This window comes from Synechococcus sp. UW140, assembly GCF_900474295.1.
Lineage (GTDB): Bacteria > Cyanobacteriota > Cyanobacteriia > PCC-6307 > Cyanobiaceae > Synechococcus_C.
This window is the reverse complement of record NZ_UCOB01000023.1, coordinates 115,454-136,623: the sequence shown is the minus strand read 5'-3', so window position 1 is coordinate 136,623 and position 21,170 is coordinate 115,454. Positions and strand designations below refer to the sequence as shown.

Sequence of the window (21,170 nt, the reverse complement as noted above, 5' to 3'; positions counted from 1 at the left end):
AGCCCATCGCTTTTCTTCCAATCTGGATGGTGAGCAGGACCCCTGTTTGAGCAGGCTCGGGGTTTCGATGAAAGCCCCTCACGGCCCCACTGCACTGCCTAAACCCTGGCCAGGGCTACAAGGCATCGGGATCGGGCCTCAGGCCCTGGATGAGAAGAGCCAGGCGCCGGGCCAACAGCAAGGCCGGATAAGCGAAGGCAGCACGCTGACGATCATGGAAGACAGCCTGGAGAAGCTTCAACAGCGGATCACTCGGCTTCATCCGCCGGGAGATCTCTGCGATCGCCGCACTACCGTGCCAGACCTGCTCACCTTCGAGCAACACAGCTCCGTCAGCCAGATTGAAGCCGCGTTGACTCAAGCGTCGCCGCAGCTCATGCTCCTGGCGGCCATCAATGATGTGCAAGTCCGAAATGCCTGCCTTGAGCTCGCTGCGCAGGGCGAACTGACGGCAGAAAGGGCAGGCACCATCAAAGACGAGGGTGAGCGCCATCAGAGCAGCAGATTCAGGCAGCTCACGAATCATGGACGTCTGCATCTGAATCAAGCTCGCCTGAAACGAAGCGAAAGGGGCAGCATGGCAACAGCCACAAGCCTCTAGTGCCGTTCTTTCTGGTTCAGCCACTGCTCAGCCTGCTGCTGGTGCTACTGATCATTCCCCTACCCGCAGCAGCCTTGAACGAACCATCCTTGATGCCCTCCGACAGGGCAATGCAAGTCTGGGAGTGCGATGGAGATCGACTGAGCGTCCGCACGACGCCAGGAGCAGTTGACCTACGGGGCCTAACCACAGAGGTGCCCAACATCGAGGCAGGCACCGCCCCAGGGGATGGGGTGCTGATCACCTGGCGTGGAGAAACACTGCAGCTACCCCGAACGAATAATGCAGGCACCCCCAGCTATACGGATGGACGTTGGTGGTGGCGTGCTGAAGACCCCGCAACGCCTGAATGGAAGGAACGTCGCGGCAGCATCATCAGCTACGCCTGTCGCCCCCTTGATCCAACGCTGTGAATCCAACCGGCCCAACAACCTGCAGGGATTGAGCGATCCAATCAGGCTGAAAGCCGCTCCAAGCTGGGCTGAGTTTTGACTGCCCGGCGGATCGCATCCTCAAGACGACGGCATTCAAGACATCGGCAGGGCTCTTCATCCTGGGAATGATGAAAGCGAATCGGGGGGCGACTGGCGGGCATCAACACGTCGTCAAGATCTCCTGCTGTTATGACGCTGAAATGGGAGAGCGCCCAACCCAAGGCTGGCCAGCTGCAACAGACCGTGATCGAACCTGTTCTCCCTCGTCGTCACCAGCGCATTCGCCGGCGTGAACGATGCCTGAGGGATTTGATCATCCGTCTCGGCTTGGCGATCACCTGATCCAACTCAGCCAGGTTGAGAGCCCATAGCAGCACAGATAGCAACAGAATCACTGCCGCGATCCACACGTAGAACCAGACCATCAAACTGATGTCGCTGCACACGACCTAGCACCGATCCGGTGGCGCAAGCCTTAGCGGTCAGGCGGCGTCGTAATGCATCTCGACTTCAGGCGCGGCCTCAAGATCAGAGAAGCTCTCCCCCTCCTCAATCGCGTAGAGCTTGTACAAGGCCATCGCCGCTTCGTTCCAACGCTCCTCCTCAATGGCCTCCAGCATCTGCTGGAAACACAACACATTGACCACTTCAAGATCGAGCTGGTGCATCAGATCCCAATCACCTGGGCGCAACCTATCCAGAGAAGGCCAGGAAGACAGCAGGGAAAGCAGAACAATCCTGGAAGATCCTGTCCGACCAAGACGACGCAACTCGCCACCCATTGTCCGAGCTGCCCAGACTCAGGCCCGGTGGCAGTCTGACGATGGCGACATGGAACCTGGACCCGATCAGCCTGACCAGCCTGGGCCTGATCGCTCTGGGGCTGATCGCCAATGTTGGCCTTCTGATCGTGCTGGTCAGCCTGCAAAGGGTGTTCTCCACCGCCCCGACCCTGGCTGCCGGCCCGACAACGAAGGGCTCAGCGCCTCTACCCACTGGCCTCACCGTGGTAATCCCGGCCTACAACGAAGCCAACAACATCGAGCGATGTCTCAGCAGTGTGCTGCGCTCCGATCAGCCTGCTCGGGAGTGGCAGGTGATCGTGGTCGACGATGACTCCAGTGACGCCACTGCCAGCCTCGCCGAGGCCACGGCCCAAGCCAACCGTTCTCAACAAGCTTCGGTTGCGATGATCGCAGCGGGCCCCAGGCCAGAGGGAGAGCATTGGGTCGGGAAGAACTGGGCCTGCACCCGCGCCATGGAGCAGGTGACGAGCGACTGGGTGCTCTTCATCGACGCCGATGTGAGACTGCATCCCCAGACCCTGCGCCGGGCCTTGGATCACGCCATCCGCGAGGAGGCCGATCTGTTCAGCCTCGCTCCGCGACTGGTGTGCGGCTGCCTGGCGGAGTGGATGGTGCAACCGATCATGGCCAGCCTGCTCGGCATCGGCTTCCCGATCCGTGAAGCCAACGACCCACGATCGGAGGTTGCCTTCGCAGCAGGGCCATTCATGCTCTTTCGTCGCCAGAGCTACGACGCGATCGGTGGCCACCGCGGCCTAGCCGGAGAGGTGGTGGAAGATCTCGCCCTGGCACGCAAGATCAAATGCAGTGGCAAACGGCTGCGCTACTGCCTCGGTCTCGATGCAGTCGATCTGCAGATGTATGCCGATTTCTCCTCCCTCTGGGAAGGCTGGAGCAAGAACTGGTTTCTTGGACTCGACCGCAATGTGCTCAAGGCCCTGGGAGCCGGTGCGGTGGTGGTGCTGATGTTCACGGCCCCCTGGGCACTGATCGCTCTTGCCGGAATGATGCCAGTGGTTGCGCTACCAACATCTCCGCAGCTTGTGCTCGAGGAGGTGGTGATGGCCACGGGGCTAATGGGCATCAGCCTTCAGCTGGGCATCCGCCTCTGGACCCGACAGCGGTTCGGCGTGCCCATCACCTACTGGTGGCTGATGGGTGTGGGAGGGCTCATCGTGGGTGCGATCGCACCAACCTCCGTTTGGCGCAGTCTCACCGGCAGGGGTTGGACCTGGAAAGGCCGCTCACTGGCGTCGGTCGCAAGCGCATCGGATCCAGGGATCTGAGCCTCAGCGCATCTGATCAAGGATCCTGCTCTTGATCTCGGCGATATCCATCTCCTGGTCAGGAAGGCGATAGCCAATGAAATCCCAAATTGGCACGTTGATCATGCGCGCGAGGTCGCCGGCATCCCAACGGATCTCCTGCTGGTTGCCGTGGTCAATCAGATGGATGCGTTGACCATTTCGCAACACCAAATTCAGCTCATAGCTCCAATAGTGGCTCTGACGGGTGTGAACCTCTTCATCAAGAAGCTGAATGCTGTAGACCTCGTGAAAGGGAATCGCTCGGCAGACCAGGCCCCGCAGCAGTTCCACCCGGCCGAGCCAGGCCAATCGCTGCGGTCCGAGGCGCACCTCCCCGACGTTCCCGTCAATCACAACGGGGCGATTGGTCAGATACAAGGAAACCGAACAGGCCACCGCGATCTGCACCAGCATCGGCCACGATTGCAGCGTTGCATGGTCATTGCCCTGAAGACCGACAACGAGGGCATGGATCATGGCCACGAGCCCTGCCACCTGCAGCAGCGTCTGCCAGTGGCGTTGGAGAGTCGGCCGAAAACTCAGTACTCCAGGAGAAATCGGCCGGAGACGATGCAACGTCTGGCGATAGCCACCGGGGGCGAGTGGGGTCCAGCCGGTCTGGATGGCCACCGGGTCATCGAAGCAACCGGGATCGAGGACCGGATAGCGCTTGCGGCCAATGGGCCAAGGGAGTCGCCATTTCATTCAGCCCCCTCTTGCCTCAACAATCAGAGTGTCATGGAGGAGGAGGTTGTAGCGGACGCATCACAAGCGTGTGCATCGAAAGCCTGAATCAAGTTCCAGGCCTCCTCAGCCGTCTCGGCGAACTGGAAAAGATCCCGATGCTCATCCCGAATCAGCCCGCATTCAGCCAGATAGCCAAAGTCGATCAGTCGACTCCAAAATTCTTTGCCGAACAGGATCACTGGCATCGGGCTTTTGATCGCCGTCTGGCGCAGAGTAAGCACCTCAAACAGTTCATCCAGTGTTCCGAATCCACCTGGGAACAACACTGCCGCCGCTGAGCGCATCACGAAGTGAAACTTGCGCAGGGCAAAGTAATTGAACTGGAAGCACAGTTCCGGGGTGATGTAGGGATTCGGCTCAGGCTCCCCAGGGAGCTTGATACTCAAACCGATCGAACGACCACCCGCATCGAAAGCTCCTCGGTTAGCCGCCTCCATGATCCCGGGCCCACCACCCGTTACCACCACATGGGAGTGACGCCCCTTCTGCTGATCTTGAGCCACGAGCCGGGTGAACTCCCGTGCCGCTTCGTAATAGCGGGAGAAGTCGAGTTGGCTGCGACTACGCCTGAGCTGATCTTGGAGGCTGCGATTGAGCGGATCATGGAAAGCTGCGGCTTCTGCCTGAGCAAGGTTCTTCTCAGCAAGAGAGCGCTCAATAACATTCACACCACCAAAGATGATGATTGTTGAGTCAACAGCTTCAGCATCAAGAACCTGCTGGGTCTTCGTAATCTCCAGCAGCATGCGAACCCCACGCATGTCCTCACTCTCCAGCAACGACTCATCGGAATGAGCAAGGCGATAGCTCGACGAACGAAGAATCATTTCGAGATTGTGATCAACGAGAGCTTGGTCCTCACTTCTCCAACCAAGACCTGCTTCTCCGGAGCCAATAGCCTCTTTACCAGGAAATTGGTCTGACATCGTGCTCATTTTACACAAACCAATCTCAACAGATTTCAATGAGATTTCACATCTCCGTGGAGATTCTTCATGAATGAGCAGCCTTTGAAAAGGGCTTCAAAGGCTGCTCATTGACACAATCTGCGCAGACGTGGAAGAACACATAACTGGCCGCCTCGAGTGAGCTTGCTCGCTTCAAGAGCTCGCCATGGCACGATCCAGTGAGCAGGGTCCACCCCCGCCAAAGCCTGAGCGGCATCGGGATTACGCAGATGAATCACCCTTCGCTGACTCAGGTTGAGACGGCTCCGAAGCCATGGGGTGAAGATCACCTCCTCCAACAGCAGCTGATAAGAACCATCAGCAATCGCTCTCTTGAACCCCACCTCGATGGCCTCAGCCAGAACAGGGTTGGCACGACTGACATAAAAGAAGCCAGCAAAGGGATAGGTAATCAGGAGATGGTGATCGAGCTGGGTATCTTTGGCTTGGCGCCGCACGACGAGTGATTCCCTCTCGAGTTCAGCGATCCCCCTTGGGAACAACTGAACGCGCTGATTGTCGACCAAGCGCAGCAAATCATCAGGCGACGTGGTGTAAGTGCGCAGCCCTGCAGCATCAAAGATCTCGACATCGCTCCAACCCAGCCCCTGAATCAACACCAACCTGCGCAAGTCGGGAAGATCCTTCACCTCAGCCAGGAGTGGCAGGTTATTGCGATTGGTCCAGCCGGCCCGTAAACCCAGCAATCCGCCCGTCAGCGGGATCATCACAGGCAGCAGGCGGCGATTGAGCGCAGCTCCTGCTCCATACGCTCCCACCGTGACACCAGTGGGGTTGCGACTTCCCTGGAAACGCTCTGAAGCCAAAGCATTCACCACCTCATCCTGGGGCAAAACCTCAGTGCTGAAGCCAAGGGCGAAAGGCTGATCGCTGCGCTCAAGCACCAGACGCAGAAGGCGATAGTAAAAGCTGGCTTCGCTCTGGCCCATCCGCCGGTCAAGCACCACGGCAAGAGTTCCTGAGGGCAGTGCCGCCACCTCCACCGGTGTAAGCACATGGCTGTCATCGATGAACAAGCGCCGCTGACCCACACGGGTTTGCACAACCAAGGCGCCGATCAGCAGGATCAGGATGCTGATCAGAGTCGTGGTGAGAGCCTTCACACCCTTCTTGGATCCTGGCGATAGAGGTCTGATCTGCATGGCCGAACGCATCAGGGAATGATCCAGACAATGCCGAGCACGGTAATAGCCATGTAACTGGGCAAAAGCACCACCCGCAAAATGTTGGACACCCTTGGGGTATAGCTGCTGAGGTGGTGATCAATGATCTCATCGGCTGCCACCACATAAAGGATTCCGAGGAAGACAATCAACTGCAGATTGCCGATGAAACCGGTCATCGCCGTCACAGGAAGATTGCCGGCAATAAAGACGTAATTGCCTCCGGCAGACACGACAGCTGCCAGGATCAAATCATCACGGCTGCGCGTGATCATCAGGCTCATGCAACACAACCCAACCGCCAGCATGTAGCCAAGAAAATCAGGGGCGACATACAACAGGCTGCGTCGCTGGATCGGCAGATCAAACGACACGGTGGGTTGGCGGCGCACTGCCTGCTCCGCAGCGGGAGGGATGCCGAGATCGCTCATCAGACTGAGGCTGCTGGCATAGGCGCTGGGCTCCTTCAGCAGCCAACCGGGCAAGAGCAATCCGGGACTGATCACGAAGGGGTGATCATCCTCCACATCGAGGCGAACTGGCTGGAGCGGATCATCAAGACCAAACTGAAGTTGGAGAATTTGGTCATCAAACGGGTATCGGCTCAACTGCCAGCGCTTCACCACGGCCGAGCGGATCCGATAGAGCGTCCAGACCCCTCCAGGTCGTTGTTCCTGGCGCACCGACTGGAAACGCTGAATATCGCCGTCATAGATACCGTTGATCAAGCGCAACTGACCACTGGGATCAGCCGAAGGATCCCCTTCCCAGAGCGTCCATAGCAACAGCTCGATCGAAAACTGATCATCCAGTAAATCAATATCGCTGATATTGGTGGCATACACACCCACCGAAAGCCGAGGAAGATCCTGATCAGGAGCGATCGTCTCCTTGGGAGGAGATGATGACCACTCGATCGGCGGCAAGGCATCGATCACTAGCTCAGGCTGCTCGGGAGAAGGAGCGCGCAGGAGCGAGACCAGCAGCGACATCAGCAAAGCGAGCAGCAAACCGAGAAGCAGCCAACGCCGTCGACGGGGCCCTGCAGCCACGAGTCAGATCATTCAAGAGGCTCCCACCTTGACACCCGGGACTGTCTCTCGCCAGAAAGAGTGATCAAAGCCACGACGTCGAACGATGCCCAACCTCGACTTCGACGGCGACTACGGACGGACCTACTGCACCAGTATCCGTGACTCAGTGCCTGGCTACGACGTACTGCACGAGATCGCTACAGCCGCTGTCCATTGCGTGGCGACTCCCGTCAGACGGGTTCTGGTGGTAGGTCCTGGACCCGGCGACGAGCTTTTACCACTGCTCAGTGCCTTTGCTGAAGCTGAGGTGGTGGTGGTGGTGGTGGAGCCTAGTGGCCAAATGCTTGAGGCATGCAAACACAAAATCGCCTCACTGCCTGGAGTCGAGCGCTGTCGATTCCTGCAGGCGAGCCTGACGGAAGCTCGCTCCGGGGAGCTTGATGGTGCCCACTTCGATCTGGTGCTCTGCCACAACGTGCTGCATCTGATGGCCTCTGCAGAGCAAACAGTCATGCTGCGTGCGCTGGCTGATCTCACCACTTGCGGAGGCACACTGCTACTGAGCGGCTACAGCGAGCCGGAAGCGCCAACCGATTACCAGCGAATGCTGGCGGTGGGGAGCCAACGGCTCGTGGATCGCGGCATGTCAAAAGACACCGTCACCACCTTGCTGGCCACGCGCAACCGCTTGGTGTTCTCCGTGGATGACAAACGCGTGCGCACGGTTCTAACCCAGGAGGGACTGGACACACCTGTCGTGCTTTATCAGGGGTTGTTCGCCCACCTCTGGCTCTGCCAGCGCCCCTGACCCTCAGGTCTGGCAGTTCAGCGCTCAGACCAATCAGGACTGCTGCGAACGAAAGCCCTTCAACTTATCGAGATCTTTCGACTGATCAAGTTTGAAGTCGGTGAGGATCAACGCCTTGCCGATCGTATTGATCGCATCTTCCATCCGCTGCAATCGCTCAGCACCTTCAGTCGACGCTCTTGCCGCCCGGATCACATCAGGCGTCAAGGCTTGGGCGGCTTGCTCCATCGCAGTTGCGATCTCACTGACCTGCGCAAGCGCCTCGTCCTTACCCATCGGCCATCAATGCTGGTAGGCACAGTCTGCCTGCAGCTGCTGCCGCTCAACGCATTCCCGTCTCACCGAAGGTGACCTCCAGAATCGCGGCATTGAGCAGCACTTGCATGCGCTGCAAATCAGCCTGCTCCATCGGATCACCTCCTGGCCAACGGTCGAGGCGGAACGTCACCGCATCCAAGAGCAGACGTAAACCACCTGCATTCAGAGAGAATTCCACCGTTGGCTCGGAAGCATCAGGTCGAGCATCACGGTCTCCGTCCTCCATCAGCAAGCAAAGCGCTGCTTGCAGTGTGGCTAGGGTGAAAGGAAGCGGCATCAGGTTGAAACGCCCCGCTGCACCAACTTGAGGGAAGGCTCAGGCACCATGCAAGACCACGGCATTGCTTCCAGGCCACGCCGACTGGCTCACCATGTCTTGACGTCGCTTGCCATGACAGCCATTGCCATACCAGCACTCAGTGCCAGTTGGCAGCCGCCGCAGGAACCAACGCAATGGCTGAGCGTTCGCCAAAGCCTTCAGAACGCAGGCAAGATCGCCGTCGCACCGTGGATCTTCTTCGGCTCCCTCGACCGCGAGAGCACACAAGCCGCTGAATACCTAAGCAATCTCAGAGCAGAGGATGGCCTGGTGGAATTCGATGGGCTCCTGCTACTGAAACGATCCACTGCATCGCCATGGAGTGTGCGCCCTCTCACCATGCGCGCCATCTGTGGAGAAGGGCGACTGGAACGCCAACAGGCCGATGGCAGCTGGGAGGACTACTCAGGCCGTCCAGGCACCCTTGAGAAGGTGGATTGGATCTGTCAACAGCCCGACTAAGGCCCTAGGGCTCCGGTCGCTCCTGATCTTGATCAGCACCGGTCGATTCCTCCCCAGACTTCTCTTAAGAGTCTGATATCTGCACTTACAGCGGACTCAATAGGTAGTTATTCATTGATCTTGCTGACCGCACCTTCGACCGTACCTTTCTTATTGGGTTAACCGTACCTCTATATCTATCGCGCATCTGTCTGTAGAATGAATATTGGCAAATCTTCTAATTGGTTGGTGTATGGGATTGCCCGTATTCATTTCCTTTAAGGATCCTGTCCAGACTTGTTAAAGACGGCATCATGCGCGGACTGATGTCAGCCCAATGCTCCGCCGCCTCTCGATTGGATTACTGGCTTCTGCTGTTGCCATTGCACCGCTGCCTCTAAAAGCACAGGACGGCAGTGCAGAGGATCTGGGTGTGATGAGCATCAGCCTCAAAGACTTCGTCAAGCCACGGGTTGGCTTCCAAGGTGCCTTGCAGGGTGCTGGAACACCGAATCAAGCAGGTATCGGCGGCTTCCTTCCGATCTCTGTTGGCGAGAACAGCGTCTTCTTTGCTGACGTGCTGGCGAACGTCAACTTCGCTGACCGTGAGGGCGATAGCAGCATCATCAATACCGATGTGGCTGGTACCACCATCTCCACCTCATCACGTCTGGGTTATCGCTGGCTGAATGGTGACCGCAGCTGGATGTACGGGCTGAATGCTGGTTATGACAGCCGCCCGATGAATACAGGCGGAACCGACACCTGGGTCGATGTCAGCGGCACAGAGAAGAGTGCCTTCTTCCAGCAGGTGGCTGTCAATGCAGAAGCTGTTTCCAATGCCTGGAACCTCAATGCCTATGCCTTGATTCCTATTGGAGATACCGAGCAGAAACTGAACTGGTATTACCAAGGTGGTGCACTGGATACCTATGGGCTTGATGTTGGTTATTTCATCACGCCTGAGCTGAATTCCTCTGTTGGTTACTACTACCAAAATGGGGATACGGGCGATGCTGATGGCTCTGGTGTGCGTGGACGCTTGGCTTATGAGATCAGCCGTGGTTTAACAGCAGGCCTGAATATCTCCTACGACGAAGCATTCGATACAAGGGTTTCAGCTGATCTAAAAGTTCGCTTTGGTGGTGCAAGTACAACAGCCCAGCGCAAAGCAGTTCAACAGCTACCCGTTATTACTGCCTTGACCTCATCGCCTGGCTACCGCGATGTAAGGGTTCATGATGGCCCCGCCTTAGGAAAGTGCGTGTCAGAGGATGACAGTGGGTATTCAGACGCTCAAAGAAGCGCAATAGTGGATCTTAAACGTAAAGAGGTAAGACTTGAGCAAGATTTTATGGAGGAGCTAAATCTCTCGTCCAGGCAATGGGGGGAAATGCTTACTAGGGAAAAAAATGCTAAATGGAATGCTTTCCTGAAGCGAAAAGGCCTATGCGAATTCGAAAGACTGATTCTCGGTAGTAAATTTTAATAAGCCAAACCTCTCCTTTCTCTCTCTTTATTAGCCTCCAATACCTGGCATGATTGAGCGCAGTTGAGCAGAGATAGACGGGTCTTAATTAGCAATCAATCCTTCAATCAACTAGCAACTACGGCCAATACTCGTTCAGCGACAGCAATCAGCTCAGACTCGCTTGTCTTAGTGCCCTGAGCGCCGGTGATGCTGACGAGCATTTGAGTCACGATCTCAATAAATATATTACCAAGGTCATAGGAGCAGAGAATGAAGATGACAAGCTTTATGCAGGCACTTTCCACCTGAGAGCAAACTGCTACGCATAATCAAATTAATTACAACTGATGCTGAGCTTTAGCACCAGCCCAATAAATAAATCTCGGGGAGACCCTCCTCCTTGCCATCCTTACGAGGAGTTTCGATGTCTCAGTTGCTCAAGGGAAATTCAGAGTAGCTTGTGATGCAGACCTCGGCCTGCCTGAAAGACTTTGAGTCAACAGTTAGTTTAATCGCATTAAGCTGTTGTTGGCTCTCCAAGCCGTCAGGAGCTAGCCCTGAGCTATTGGGTCAGCAAAGGGTGGATACTGATCACCTCAAACAATAGCAAAGTTGGTGCAACCCCAGCTGACGGTATTACCTAATTAACTATAAATGAACACTAATATTACCTACATCACCATTCAGGTAGATGCAGCTCATATCAAGTTTGCGTCTGCTTTGTCTGGTCTTCGTACGGCTTCTGACATTTAAAGGGAGTTGCTGATAGACGATCTCAATGAAGCTCACCTAACGGCACAGAGACTTGGTAACGCTTACAGCAAATACCTTGTCGGTCAGAGTCACGCCAAAATCACTCACATGACTAGCCGATCCATTCAGCAGTGGATTTCTTTTCTCAAGATCGATGGCCACAAGAAAAATCTTGTTAACCTAAAAACCTAATGTCAAATTACGCTCAGATTGTTGATGGTATTGAAGATCAAATCCAGGACCTTCTTGCTGCACAAACTAATTACACAGCACAACTTGAAGCACTACAGGCTGAACTAGACCGTATCCCCCAACAGATTGCTGATCTGGAGGCTCTGAAGACCTCAGCACAATCCCTCTCTTCAAATCAGATAGATATTAATCTCAACATCACTGGTGCCAACCTTCGTAGCCACTCAACCCCGGTTGGGTCATGAGTGCCTCTAAGTACCTCAAACGCCATCAGATCGAAGAGGTCGATGAAGAGGACGTCGGTTGTCAGTACCTCAAGGTCGTCCAAGTCGTGGAGGTGCTGGACCAAGAAGGCAACCTGTTCCCAGACCCAGATGAGTAAGTGCAAGTTGTAAGTGCATCTAAAACAGACTCTTCTAGAAACCCTTTGTCTGACTACGTTTCTGGCGACTCATCCGATAAATCGCTTTTCTTGATCAACTCAGCCAGGATGTTGAGTTTCGCATTCTCAGACTCTGAGGCTCGAGCAGCCAACCATGCACGAGCCGATTTCTGTTGATCAAGCTGTTTCAGCAAGGCAAGCGCCGCCTCGCGCAACTCGTCGATGTCCTGACATTCACGAATCCATCGCGACAAGCGCTCACTCTCAAACGACTGTTCCAAACCTTGTTGAATTGGTTCCATCAGCTTGATCCAGGCGATCGGAAGCCAGTCGGGCTGCGCTGTGATCCACCTTCGCATGGGTTTCAAGCAGCCTGTCGAGCCACCGCAAGCACAGCCTGAGATGCCGGCCTCAATCAGCCAGCGGCGCGCAATTGGATCAGCTTCGCTTCGAGATAGGTGAGGAAGGGCTGGCTGGACAAGGGATGACCACTCACCTCCGCCACGAGATCCTCTGCATTCAGAGCCCGCCCCACGGAATGCACCTTGTCTCTCAACCAGGCGAGCAGAGGTCTGACATCACCGCTGGCCACGTGCTGCTCAGGAGGACCGATGTCTGCCGTCATCGCCTCACTGAGCTGAGCACTGACCAAGTGCCCCAAAAGATAGGAAGGGAAATAGCCGAAAAGGCCCTCACTCCAGTGAACGTCCTGAAGGCAACCCTGGGCATCGTCGGCAGGGGTGACGCCAAGCAGCTCGCCATAGCGACGGTTCCATTCCCGCGGGAGGTCCTCCACAGGCAACCCCTGCTCCAGCAACGCCAACTCAAGGTCTGTACGGATCATGATGTGAAGCCCATAGCTGAGCTCATCCGACTCCACTCGATTCGGACCCGGAACAATCGGATTCATGGCCCGCCACAACATCGTGGCGGAATCAAGAGGCGACCCCTCGGCAGCAAAACGCTGCCACCAACGCTGCGCAAACGCTTCACTGCGCGCCACTCTGTTCTCCCAAAACAGGGACTGACTTTCATGCACCGCCATGGATGTGGCCTGCCCCAACGGCCAGGCGAACCATTGATGACTGGCAGGAGGCAATCCCTGCTCATAAAGGGAATGCCCCCACTCATGAGCGGTCGCCAGGAAACAGGAGAGGGGTTGACCGGTGACCACCCTTGTGGTGAGACGGAAGTCACGCGGACCGAGCGTGATCGAGAACGGGTGAGGTGAAGTAGCCACACAGGTGATCGCTGGATCACGGCCCCATTCCTTCAAGAGCTGATCACACAAACGGTGCTGCTGGTCTGCACTGAGATCCCAATCGACACCACGAGTCGATGGTGCTGCCTGCACCTGATCGAGCAGTTCCGGCAAGCGCTGGCGCAAGGGAGCGAAGAGCTCAAGCAGGCGATCGAGGCGCAGATCAGGTTCGAACGGTTGAGCCAGGGTCTCCCAGCAGCCTCGAGGCTCATCCAACTGACGAGACTGCTCCTGACGCAAACCAATCAGACAGCGAAGTGCCGGTGCGAACAAAGGAAAATCATTGCTGGCACGTGCTTGCTGCCAGCAGTCATACCCTTCAGCCTTTGCGGTAGCGAGGGCTGCCACCAACTCTGGATCCTGCCGCTGCTGACGGCGCAGATCCTGCTCCAGCAGCTCCAGATTCCTGCCCCGCTCCTGTTCCTCAAGCTCTGAGAGCTGCTCAAGGCGGCGGGCATGCTGCCAATCAGCACGAGCTTCAGCGACAAGCGCGGCGTAATCAGCCGAACTCTGGCGCTGATGCAACTGACGGGCCAGCAGCGTCAGTTGCTCGCCTCGCCAGGGGGCGCCTCCAGCGGGCATCCGGGTGTTCTGATCCCAATAGAGCGTCCTGTTTATGGAGTCAATGATCTGGGTTTCGCGTAGGTGCTCCGCGAGGCGTTCCCAAGCCGTTTTCCCGGCACCCATTGGCTCTCCGATCTAAAAAGACCCTAACCAGCTTCCAGGTGGACCACCAACTCAGAACACAGAACCAATGAGACCCAAATTCACAGGCTCACCACCAGAGAACATCCGCGTCGTGATCGGCAGTGCCGCGAGCTCCAGGTACTAGCGCTGTTGTTCAGAGCCATTTTGATCGTCGGACCGAAGTTTGGCCTCCCACCCTCTCCGTTGCACTGGTGTTTCGGCCTCTCCCGGTCCAAACGGACTCAGAGCTGGCCGACCCACTGGCAGAACTTCAAATAGGCAGGGGTCCCGATGGCAATAACTGCGGCGAACGTGAGAAGGGGCATTTCGCCATCTCCTGAACTCCTTTCAACATCGCTGCAGACCTCCACCTTCCACATCCCCCAAATGGGGGAGATGTTGCTGAAAACTTTTGCGGAACCTGACAAATTTGTAGACGATGGACTAAAAGACAAGCCACAGCTAGAAACAGAGTAGAGTCTTGATTCCCATGTCTGAAATGAGCTCTGATCATGAACTCTCAATAGATGAGCTAAAGCGAGTTGCTGGTGGTAATGATGAGAACAAAAAGCCAATAATGGGAGCAAGAAAATAGAAAGTGAGGTTACTGAAGCAAACGACCCATACGGAAGGAAGTTTGTAACCAAAATGGTGTTCCTTTTGCCTTAGATTTTCCGACTTAGAAGTTCCTTTTACGGACCAATAGCAGTACTGTTTGTCTTGAAAGTGGTTCCGGTCAGACGTAGATTCAAGATCACATCAACTTGAGCTGCACGAAGTTCCATTATCTTTTATAAGCTTAAGGGTTTACAAGGGGCCTCCAATGAGGCCTATGTTACGTAGCAACTAAGGCGAGTCGGAGGCATCTTGCAGAGCCTTCTGAGGGCTCTGAGTGCATGTTTTGGACATGTTTTGGACATGCTTTGAGCTGCGTTGTATCTATCGTAAAACGATCCACGAACAGCAGCTTGACCACAAAGGTAGTTGAACTGTTTAAGGTTAATCTGTTTTGTTTTCATTATTATATTTATTGTTTATGTTTGTTCCTTTGCGCTTCACAGGGCCTCACCTAGCATGATGAAAAGCCAATAAGTCAACCTTTCGTGAAGCAACCGGAATCACTGCCAGAGTCGATGACGCTTTATCCCAGCAGGATCAAGTGGATCTTGATATTGCTGGTATGTATCGCCCTTTTTATCTCGGGCATCTTGTTAATCGAAAACAAACCAGAAATGATGCTGGTGAGATTGATTCTGCTGGCAGGAGGTGGCCTCGGAATTCCGCTATCCGTATGGAAGCTGTGGCCAAATAGTAACTGGTTGAAACTTGGGCCGGATGGAATACGCGAGAAAGTGCTATTTAGAAAGTTCCATTATCTCTGGAGTGATTTGCTTTATTTTGAAATTACAACTGTTCAACATCGATCAGGATATTCCAGTAGCAAGACGGAGTTGGTGAGCTTCTGGATCAAAACCGATGAAAACAGGCACTCTTTGAGTGAGTGCTATGGGAAAAAGCCTAAAGAGCTTGTTGGCATTCTGGAGTCTTATTTGAGTAGGTATCGTTAGTCTCTGAACGAATCCCAGGCCTAATCATCGTTTAGCAGTGACTATTCCTCCCTTTCCCACCAGCAATGGCGACCAGAGCGATGGCATCCAGTTCAACGTCATCAAACTCTTCATCGACGTCAATGGTTTTAATCAGTTCCGAGACCTCAGCTTGATTGAGCTCCAGCCCTTCCTTGGCGGCTAGAGCAATGATGCTGTTGATGCCTGCTTCTGGATTGGAAACAAACTGCTGATAGAGCTCAAGCTTTGTCGCCATCGGCATGGCGTCAGAAAGCTGCGGCAAAGAAACAGATTGCAGCCAAGGGAACACATCAAAGCCAGATCAGGCCATCGTCGAAGACGTCAACGCACAAGACCACCATGCTGAAAGAAGATTGGATCCGTCTGGCGATGCCTGCCGCGATCACGCTGCTGGCTGCAGCAATCATCGTGAGCCCATTCACAGCGAAAGCACAACTGGACGGAGCAACAGTCCATGTAAAACAGGCCTGGGGCGATCGCTGGGACATCAACGACTGCAGATAGCCCTCGACCAGACAGATGAGCCTGAAGCAGTGAGAGAACCAAATCACATTCCCAAGTGATCTGGATCAAGCCATTGATGCGACAACGGCCTGAGGGTGGCTGGCAACAGACCCGAGGCTCAACCACCGTTATGGCATTTCCCCGTCCTTGCAACAGCCTTGCCATCACCATTGCCCTCAGCGTGGGCACGCTTCTCACCTCGCCACAAAGCCAGGCCGGAGGATGGTTCGCCTGTGCGGTGGAGGGCAGCAGTGGGAACAAAGCGCTGGTGGTGGGAACCGAGGAGGTGAGCCTGGATGCAGCCGTGCCGTTTCAGGCCATCCCCATGCAACCCAACCCGAAACTAATGCTGGCCTCCGGGGCGACTGCAGGTCGCTGTTATCTCACTGACCGCCAGGAACGTGCTGTGCTCAACCGCTGAGCAGACAACAAGGCCCACTGAGCGAAGCGTTGCGATTCGCTCAGCCGCCATCCACCTGACAACCCACCAGAGCACCGGCAGCGCCGCCCAAAGGCACACCGATCCAGCGACCATTGCCTCGCGACAGTGCTGCACCAAGGCCGGCCCCAAGCAAGCCACCGATCACGCTGCCCTCGACACAGCTGTTGGTGTCTGGATCACTCACCGTGGTGGTGGAACGATCCCTCTCATCATCAGCGTCATCGAAATCGTCGAGGAACACTGAATCGCCGTGGTGATCGGCAAGCAACGGAGGCACACTGAAGGTGCAGATGGTGAACAACGCCAGGCCGGTGATGGCAAGCGCGCGTTTCATGGGGAGAGAAATGCAACGCCCCAACACTGCTGTCACTGGGATCCGAAGCGTGACTGAAACACATCGAAAATCCATTCAGATGTGACTGAGTCCGAGCCTGCCCTCAGGACTGACATTCGCCTCACGACCAGCCACCTTGCCATCCGCAGCTTGTCAGCACTTCTTCACCAGCGATCAGACGCAAGCATGGAGGCTTCGAGGCCCATTCAAGGAACACAGACCGAAATTACGGCAAGTCGCCAGATTGCTTGAGCTGAGTCCAGGCTGAGCAAAGCCGTGAAGCTGACGAAGATCCCCAGCCAGCCTGAGCAACCTGCGCTCACCCACCAGGGCGATGAAGAACGACTAAGAATGATCCCGCCTGATCCCGGAATTGTCAGACTCTGAAAACATGACCGGAGGGTGTCTCGTGAACGACCCAATCAATGCGCCGGCCTGCCACCTGAGCTGGACCGTCACAAAGGTGTCTCGACGGCTGTTTGCAGTAGCCGCCACCTTGAACGGCGCCGACTATGACTTTGTTGGCAACTTCCAGTCGTTAAGAGAGGCCCATGCGGCCGGACGCCTCTATGCCAGCAATCTCGCTCATCACCAACTGAGCACCCAAAGGCTGATCTCCAGAGCAGCTTGAACCGCTGTTCAAATCCATCAGACTGCGGCGGTGGCCTGATTTGAACCGGCTGTGCTGCCGCTTGTCTACCACCCTCTTTATTCAGCCCCCCTTCCGAGCAGCCATCGCTTCCCGATGGCCAAATTCAAGCTGCTCTATCACCATCTGCTGAACAGCTCTCTGATTCAAGAACAACAGATTCACCGGCCACTAAGCATCAGCAGGCGTGATCTCGAGCTCGTGCACGATCGGCATTACCACCAATCCTTTTGCCGGGGCAACCTCACCCGTGAACAGCAACGCCGCATTGGCCTGCCATCCACCCGCCCACTGGTGCAGCGCACCTGGCTGGCAGTAGGAGGCACCCTGCTCACAGCCCGTCTGGCACTCAATGCAGGCTTGGCCTGCCATCTTGCCGGTGGCACCCACCATGCGCATCCCAGCTTCGGCAGCGGGTTCTGCATCTTCAATGACTGTGCCGTCGCCGCCTCAGTGCTGCTTCAGCAGGCCTTTGTGCAGCAGGTGCTGGTGATCGATCTGGACGTCCACCAAGGGGATGGCACCGCCGCCATCTTCGCCCAGGAGCCAAAGGTGTTCACCCTGTCGGTGCATGCCGCCAGCAACTTTCCTCTGCGCAAGGTCAACAGCGACTTAGATATCCCCCTTGAGGATCAAGCCGATGATGACGGCTACATGGCGGCCATTGGTGATCGATTACCAGATCTACTAGATCACCTCAAGCCAGACCTCGTTTTCTACAACGCTGGTGTAGACCCACATCGCGACGACAAGCTTGGACGGCTTGGCCTCACCGACCAGGGATTGCTGAATCGCGACCGCCTAGTCATTGACGCCTGTTTACGCAGAAGCATTCCGATCGCCACCGTGATCGGCGGCGGCTACGACGCGATCACCCCGCTCGTAGAACGGCACGCAATCGTGTTCAGGGCAGCCGTCGAACAGGCCAGGCTCTTCGGGATCTAACACCTTGGCCTGCAACATCAGCTGACTCAGCAAAAGCTTGGAACAGCAATGCATGACGCCTCACCTCTGACACTCACACCAACACTCACTTTTTGAGAACCAATACACCCGGGCAAAAAGAAACAAGCTTTTGAGACAAAGAAGCTGCTTGACAAAGACTCTCCCTTCAAGCAGATACGGAATGCCCACGATGCGCCCAACAAAAACGAGCACAACTGATCTCAACCCAGCAGGAAGATTGAGAACAAAAGCCCTACAAGAAAGCTCCGAACATAAGGTTGCATGCCGACTGGACAACACTCCCCAACGACGATCGCCTCAACACAACCAACCGCATCCCTTCAGCCGCAACCCTTCGAGACCGGCTCATAACAGGCAGAGCCACAAAACCATTCAGAAAACAACAACAGAAAGCTCACAGCTTAGGCAACAACGTTGCCGTAATAGCGCCTGACATCAGGCTTGATCCAGAAGATCAGAAGCGGGATCGTGACCGGCAGGCAACACACACTGGTCATACCTATGGCAATCAGAACAAGAATCCACACCCAAACCCATGGCTTCGGAGGAAGGAAGAGTGGAACAAACGAGATAACAAGGCAAGGTATACCTAAAACGAGAAAGACCAAACCAGTAACGACAGCCTCTTCTTCGCCCGACAGAAACATCAAGGGCGACAAAAGAATCAAAACGAGATACATCAAAGACAACCCACCCATATACACCTTTGCCCAGAGAACGACGCCAGGCTTCTTGACAGGAGCAACAGTCATTCACTCAAAACAACTTTCTGCAGACTAGGACAGTGACCCAAGCTCTTTCCACGGATTACAGAGGTAGAGCCACTACCTGCGAAAGCAATTAAACCTATAGAAGAATGATCCAGAAAGGCCAATCGAAGAGGGAATCAAGCAATCAGGACGACTTGAACTAGCTTCCATCGCTCTTGCGGCAATAGCCACCACCTGCATTGGCCCATCCCGAAGGACAAGTCTCACCCTTTGACGGCTGCACTGTATGGGTCATCAGCCCAAGAGTGCTGCACGTTCCTTTAGCAGTATCCACGTAGCCCATTGGACAGATCTCCCGGAGCTTGGGGACCACGCGCTGGCCCCAAGCTGCAGGCGCGCAAACCGATTGGACGAGGGCGCCACCAACGGCTGTGGCACCGATTACTCCCTTCACCAGCGTCCAGTGTTGGAGCTTCACACCATCAAGACATTGATCTCCACACGTTAGGCAGCTTGTTCAACCCAGGCTGAGCGCAGACCAGTCAGAACCATGGCAACAACCCTGCTCAATCAAGCGGAGATCCAGGCACTTCCCCAGACCCTGCCTCAATGGCAACTGGTGGAGGGGAGGCTTGAACGCCACTGGACGTTTGCCGATTTCGTGAGCGCCTGGGGATTCATGAGCCAGGTCGCCCTGCTGGCAGAAGCCATGAACCACCATCCCAACTGGAGCAACGTTTATTCCCGTGTCACGATCCAACTGAGCACCCATGATCTGGGCGGACTGTCCAATCTCGACCTCGACCTGGCGCGGGCGATCGACGCGCTGAGCTAATCCCTGCCAGCATGAGCAACTCTGGCGGCCGATGAGCGCCCTCTTCACCTGCAACAGCCAATGACCGCTTCATCTCCCACTACAGAGATACAGACCAGCGGTGTGCCGGTCACCATTCTTACGGGCTTCCTGGGGGCAGGCAAAACCACTCTGCTCAATCACATCCTCACCAATCAAAACGGCATGAAGACAGCCGTTCTCGTGAATGAATTCGGAGAAATCGGCATCGACAACGACCTGGTGGTCAGTGCCGGCGACGACATGGTGGAACTCAGCAACGGCTGCATCTGCTGTTCGATTAACGACGAGCTACTCGAGGCAGTGGACAGGGTCCTGGACCGACCTCAGCCAGTCGATTATTTAGTCGTCGAAACCACTGGTCTGGCGGACCCCTTACCGGTTGCCATGACCTTCCTTGGCAGCGAGCTACGAGACAAGACCCGGCTCGACTCGATCATTACTCTCGTTGATGCCGAGAATTTCGACGACCAGCTTCTGGCGAGTGAGGTTGGGCGATCCCAAGTGGTGTATGGCGACATACTTCTCCTGAACAAGACAGACCTCGTTGACGAGCAACGCCTCCAGGGCATCGAGCAGAAGCTTTGCGATGTCAAGAAGGATGCACGCATCCTGCGCTCAGTCAAAGGCGACGTACCGCTTCCTCTGCTCCTAAGCGTGGGCCTGTTTGAAAGCGATCGCGTTGTCAGCCCCACCGAGCATGACCACGACCATGAGCACGGGCATGAGCACCATCACCATGGCGGGCATGAGCACGACCATGAGCCCCACAACCATGGCGAACACGGGCACCATCACCACGACCACGACCATGGCCACGACCATGGCCATAACCATGCCGACCACTTAGCGATCGAGGGATACACATCCCTCTCCTTCAGAAGCGATGGGCCCTTCTCCTTACGCAAATTTCAGTATTTCCTCGACAATCAGCTTCCCTCCTCTGTGTTCCGTGCCAAGGGGATCCTCTGGTTCAACGAAAGCGAGCGTCGACATGTGTTTCACCTAGCGGGCAAACGCTTCTCCATTGATGACAGCGACTGGCCTGGAGAGCGCAAGAACCAGCTGGTGATCATCGGCCGCGATCTCGACCACAGCTGTCTGCGCAAGCAACTTCAGGCCTGTGTGGCCAAGGATGCTGGCAAAGGGTTCGCTTAACACAGGCCTCTGGATGACAGGGCCGCAATTGCGACAAGCAGGATCTGATCAACGTGTTTAAGGTGACATGACTTCGGGAGACGGCATGGTTGAACTCCTTACCGCAGCACTCGCGCTCACAGCGATCTTCGTTGCTGTGCTGATGCTTGCCGACTCCGACGACGACAACAGCGGGGGCGGCCTCATGGAACCCTCCCTTGTTCCCATTCCGATTCGAACCAATCGGCGCTGAAGGAGTAGCGATCACCATGCCCCTCACCCCCGCCCAGAGGC

General features: G+C 55.7%; 29 protein-coding genes. 16 read left to right on the top strand and 13 right to left on the bottom strand.

Annotated features, from left to right (window positions below; translation table 11 throughout):
• Window positions 1-115 precede the first annotated feature (115 nt).
• Entirely contained in the window at window positions 116-493 is a 378-nt protein-coding gene (locus DXY10_RS09085; protein ID WP_115018831.1) for a DCC1-like thiol-disulfide oxidoreductase family protein, read from the bottom strand.
• Window positions 494-600: 107 nt separating this feature from the next.
• On the opposite strand from DXY10_RS09085, the gene DXY10_RS09080 reads away from it, so the two are divergent.
• A complete protein-coding gene (locus tag DXY10_RS09080; RefSeq protein WP_115018644.1) occupies window positions 601-1,014 on the top strand; it encodes a hypothetical protein in 414 nt (137 codons plus the stop codon).
• A 210-nt stretch (window positions 1,015-1,224) separates the two neighbouring features.
• Window positions 1,225-1,377 carry a hypothetical protein gene (locus DXY10_RS14610; protein ID WP_170955766.1) on the top strand — a complete coding sequence of 51 codons (153 nt, stop codon included), beginning with the start codon at window positions 1,225-1,227 and terminating at the stop codon, window positions 1,375-1,377.
• Between the two features lie 140 nt (window positions 1,378-1,517).
• On the opposite strand, the gene DXY10_RS09075 is transcribed toward DXY10_RS14610, so the two are convergent.
• Entirely contained in the window at window positions 1,518-1,703 is a 186-nt protein-coding gene (locus DXY10_RS09075; RefSeq protein ID WP_115018830.1) for a hypothetical protein, read from the bottom strand.
• A gap of 155 nt (window positions 1,704-1,858) precedes the next feature.
• On the opposite strand from DXY10_RS09075, the gene DXY10_RS09070 reads away from it, so the two are divergent.
• Entirely contained in the window at window positions 1,859-3,127 is a 1,269-nt protein-coding gene (locus DXY10_RS09070) for a glycosyltransferase family 2 protein (protein ID WP_115018828.1), read from the top strand.
• A 3-nt stretch (window positions 3,128-3,130) separates the two neighbouring features.
• Here the strand turns inward: DXY10_RS09070 and DXY10_RS09065 are convergent, their stop codons facing one another.
• From DXY10_RS09065 to DXY10_RS09050, 4 genes are all read right to left on the bottom strand, one after another.
• Window positions 3,131-3,853, bottom strand: coding sequence for a hypothetical protein (locus DXY10_RS09065; RefSeq protein ID WP_115018643.1), 723 nt, complete (start codon window positions 3,851-3,853; stop codon window positions 3,131-3,133).
• A 23-nt stretch (window positions 3,854-3,876) separates the two neighbouring features.
• Window positions 3,877-4,821 (bottom strand): LOG family protein, encoded by a 945-nt coding sequence (locus DXY10_RS09060; protein WP_115018641.1) that lies wholly within the window; start codon window positions 4,819-4,821, stop codon window positions 3,877-3,879.
• A gap of 107 nt (window positions 4,822-4,928) precedes the next feature.
• A complete protein-coding gene (locus tag DXY10_RS09055) occupies window positions 4,929-6,005 on the bottom strand; it encodes a hypothetical protein (RefSeq protein WP_115018826.1) in 1,077 nt (358 codons plus the stop codon).
• An 11-nt stretch (window positions 6,006-6,016) separates the two neighbouring features.
• Window positions 6,017-7,078: a hypothetical protein gene (locus tag DXY10_RS09050; RefSeq protein ID WP_115018639.1), complete on the bottom strand. Its 1,062-nt coding sequence runs from the start codon at window positions 7,076-7,078 to the stop codon at window positions 6,017-6,019.
• A gap of 85 nt (window positions 7,079-7,163) precedes the next feature.
• Here DXY10_RS09050 and DXY10_RS09045 point away from each other — a divergent pair, with 85 nt between their 5' ends.
• Entirely contained in the window at window positions 7,164-7,868 is a 705-nt protein-coding gene (locus tag DXY10_RS09045) for a class I SAM-dependent methyltransferase (RefSeq protein WP_115018637.1), read from the top strand.
• Window positions 7,869-7,901: 33 nt separating this feature from the next.
• On the opposite strand, the gene DXY10_RS09040 is transcribed toward DXY10_RS09045, so the two are convergent.
• Together DXY10_RS09040 and DXY10_RS09035 are read right to left on the bottom strand one after the other, a co-directional pair.
• Window positions 7,902-8,144: a hypothetical protein gene (locus DXY10_RS09040; protein ID WP_115018636.1), complete on the bottom strand. Its 243-nt coding sequence runs from the start codon at window positions 8,142-8,144 to the stop codon at window positions 7,902-7,904.
• Window positions 8,145-8,190: 46 nt separating this feature from the next.
• Window positions 8,191-8,463 carry a hypothetical protein gene (locus DXY10_RS09035; protein WP_244282191.1) on the bottom strand — a complete coding sequence of 91 codons (273 nt, stop codon included), beginning with the start codon at window positions 8,461-8,463 and terminating at the stop codon, window positions 8,191-8,193.
• 48 nt (window positions 8,464-8,511) lie between these two features.
• On the opposite strand from DXY10_RS09035, the gene DXY10_RS09030 reads away from it, so the two are divergent.
• The 4 genes from DXY10_RS09030 to DXY10_RS14605 all read left to right on the top strand — a co-directional run bounded on the left by DXY10_RS09030 (window position 8,512) and on the right by DXY10_RS14605 (window position 11,744).
• Window positions 8,512-8,967, top strand: coding sequence for a hypothetical protein (locus DXY10_RS09030; RefSeq protein ID WP_115018634.1), 456 nt, complete (start codon window positions 8,512-8,514; stop codon window positions 8,965-8,967).
• A gap of 316 nt (window positions 8,968-9,283) precedes the next feature.
• Window positions 9,284-10,435 (top strand): inverse autotransporter beta domain-containing protein, encoded by a 1,152-nt coding sequence (locus tag DXY10_RS09025; protein ID WP_244282189.1) that lies wholly within the window; start codon window positions 9,284-9,286, stop codon window positions 10,433-10,435.
• Between the two features lie 926 nt (window positions 10,436-11,361).
• Entirely contained in the window at window positions 11,362-11,607 is a 246-nt protein-coding gene (locus tag DXY10_RS09015) for a hypothetical protein (RefSeq protein ID WP_115018630.1), read from the top strand.
• Window positions 11,604-11,744, top strand: coding sequence for a hypothetical protein (locus DXY10_RS14605; RefSeq protein WP_170955764.1), 141 nt, complete (start codon window positions 11,604-11,606; stop codon window positions 11,742-11,744). The genes DXY10_RS09015 and DXY10_RS14605 overlap by 4 nt, the downstream gene beginning before the upstream one ends.
• A gap of 53 nt (window positions 11,745-11,797) precedes the next feature.
• On the opposite strand, the gene DXY10_RS09010 is transcribed toward DXY10_RS14605, so the two are convergent.
• On the bottom strand, window positions 11,798-12,103 hold the full coding sequence (locus DXY10_RS09010; RefSeq protein ID WP_244282187.1) for a hypothetical protein: 306 nt from the start codon (window positions 12,101-12,103) through the stop codon (window positions 11,798-11,800).
• A gap of 56 nt (window positions 12,104-12,159) precedes the next feature.
• On the bottom strand, window positions 12,160-13,692 hold the full coding sequence (locus DXY10_RS09005) for a carboxypeptidase M32 (protein WP_115018629.1): 1,533 nt from the start codon (window positions 13,690-13,692) through the stop codon (window positions 12,160-12,162).
• A 1,103-nt stretch (window positions 13,693-14,795) separates the two neighbouring features.
• Between DXY10_RS09005 and DXY10_RS09000 the strand changes: the two genes are divergently transcribed.
• Window positions 14,796-15,260 carry a hypothetical protein gene (locus DXY10_RS09000; protein ID WP_136989136.1) on the top strand — a complete coding sequence of 155 codons (465 nt, stop codon included), beginning with the start codon at window positions 14,796-14,798 and terminating at the stop codon, window positions 15,258-15,260.
• 31 nt (window positions 15,261-15,291) lie between these two features.
• Here DXY10_RS09000 and DXY10_RS08995 read toward each other — a convergent pair whose 3' ends face one another.
• On the bottom strand, window positions 15,292-15,516 hold the full coding sequence (locus DXY10_RS08995; RefSeq protein ID WP_206749696.1) for a hypothetical protein: 225 nt from the start codon (window positions 15,514-15,516) through the stop codon (window positions 15,292-15,294).
• A gap of 104 nt (window positions 15,517-15,620) precedes the next feature.
• On the opposite strand from DXY10_RS08995, the gene DXY10_RS14765 reads away from it, so the two are divergent.
• Both DXY10_RS14765 and DXY10_RS08985 read left to right on the top strand, forming a co-directional pair.
• A complete protein-coding gene (locus DXY10_RS14765; RefSeq protein ID WP_170953784.1) occupies window positions 15,621-15,785 on the top strand; it encodes a hypothetical protein in 165 nt (54 codons plus the stop codon).
• A 76-nt stretch (window positions 15,786-15,861) separates the two neighbouring features.
• Window positions 15,862-16,206 carry a hypothetical protein gene (locus tag DXY10_RS08985; protein WP_170955763.1) on the top strand — a complete coding sequence of 115 codons (345 nt, stop codon included), beginning with the start codon at window positions 15,862-15,864 and terminating at the stop codon, window positions 16,204-16,206.
• Window positions 16,207-16,246: 40 nt separating this feature from the next.
• Here the strand turns inward: DXY10_RS08985 and DXY10_RS08980 are convergent, their stop codons facing one another.
• On the bottom strand, window positions 16,247-16,561 hold the full coding sequence (locus tag DXY10_RS08980) for a glycine zipper 2TM domain-containing protein (protein ID WP_115018621.1): 315 nt from the start codon (window positions 16,559-16,561) through the stop codon (window positions 16,247-16,249).
• A 373-nt stretch (window positions 16,562-16,934) separates the two neighbouring features.
• On the opposite strand from DXY10_RS08980, the gene DXY10_RS08975 reads away from it, so the two are divergent.
• Both DXY10_RS08975 and DXY10_RS08970 read left to right on the top strand, forming a co-directional pair.
• Window positions 16,935-17,192 carry a hypothetical protein gene (locus tag DXY10_RS08975; protein WP_244282185.1) on the top strand — a complete coding sequence of 86 codons (258 nt, stop codon included), beginning with the start codon at window positions 16,935-16,937 and terminating at the stop codon, window positions 17,190-17,192.
• A gap of 51 nt (window positions 17,193-17,243) precedes the next feature.
• Window positions 17,244-18,155 carry a histone deacetylase gene (locus DXY10_RS08970; protein ID WP_244282183.1) on the top strand — a complete coding sequence of 304 codons (912 nt, stop codon included), beginning with the start codon at window positions 17,244-17,246 and terminating at the stop codon, window positions 18,153-18,155.
• 422 nt (window positions 18,156-18,577) lie between these two features.
• Here DXY10_RS08970 and DXY10_RS08965 read toward each other — a convergent pair whose 3' ends face one another.
• The gene (locus DXY10_RS08965; RefSeq protein ID WP_115018617.1) at window positions 18,578-18,928 is read right to left on the bottom strand and encodes a hypothetical protein; all 351 of its coding nucleotides are present in this window, start codon (window positions 18,926-18,928) and stop codon (window positions 18,578-18,580) included.
• A 508-nt stretch (window positions 18,929-19,436) separates the two neighbouring features.
• Between DXY10_RS08965 and DXY10_RS08955 the strand changes: the two genes are divergently transcribed.
• The 3 genes from DXY10_RS08955 to DXY10_RS14600 all read left to right on the top strand — a co-directional run bounded on the left by DXY10_RS08955 (window position 19,437) and on the right by DXY10_RS14600 (window position 21,129).
• The gene (locus DXY10_RS08955; protein WP_115018616.1) at window positions 19,437-19,721 is read left to right on the top strand and encodes a 4a-hydroxytetrahydrobiopterin dehydratase; all 285 of its coding nucleotides are present in this window, start codon (window positions 19,437-19,439) and stop codon (window positions 19,719-19,721) included.
• Window positions 19,722-19,781: 60 nt separating this feature from the next.
• Complete coding sequence (locus DXY10_RS08950; RefSeq protein ID WP_115018614.1) at window positions 19,782-20,897, top strand: GTP-binding protein; 1,116 nt, start codon at window positions 19,782-19,784, stop codon at window positions 20,895-20,897.
• 67 nt (window positions 20,898-20,964) lie between these two features.
• The gene (locus DXY10_RS14600; RefSeq protein WP_170955755.1) at window positions 20,965-21,129 is read left to right on the top strand and encodes a hypothetical protein; all 165 of its coding nucleotides are present in this window, start codon (window positions 20,965-20,967) and stop codon (window positions 21,127-21,129) included.
• The last annotated feature ends 41 nt before the right edge of the window (window positions 21,130-21,170 follow it).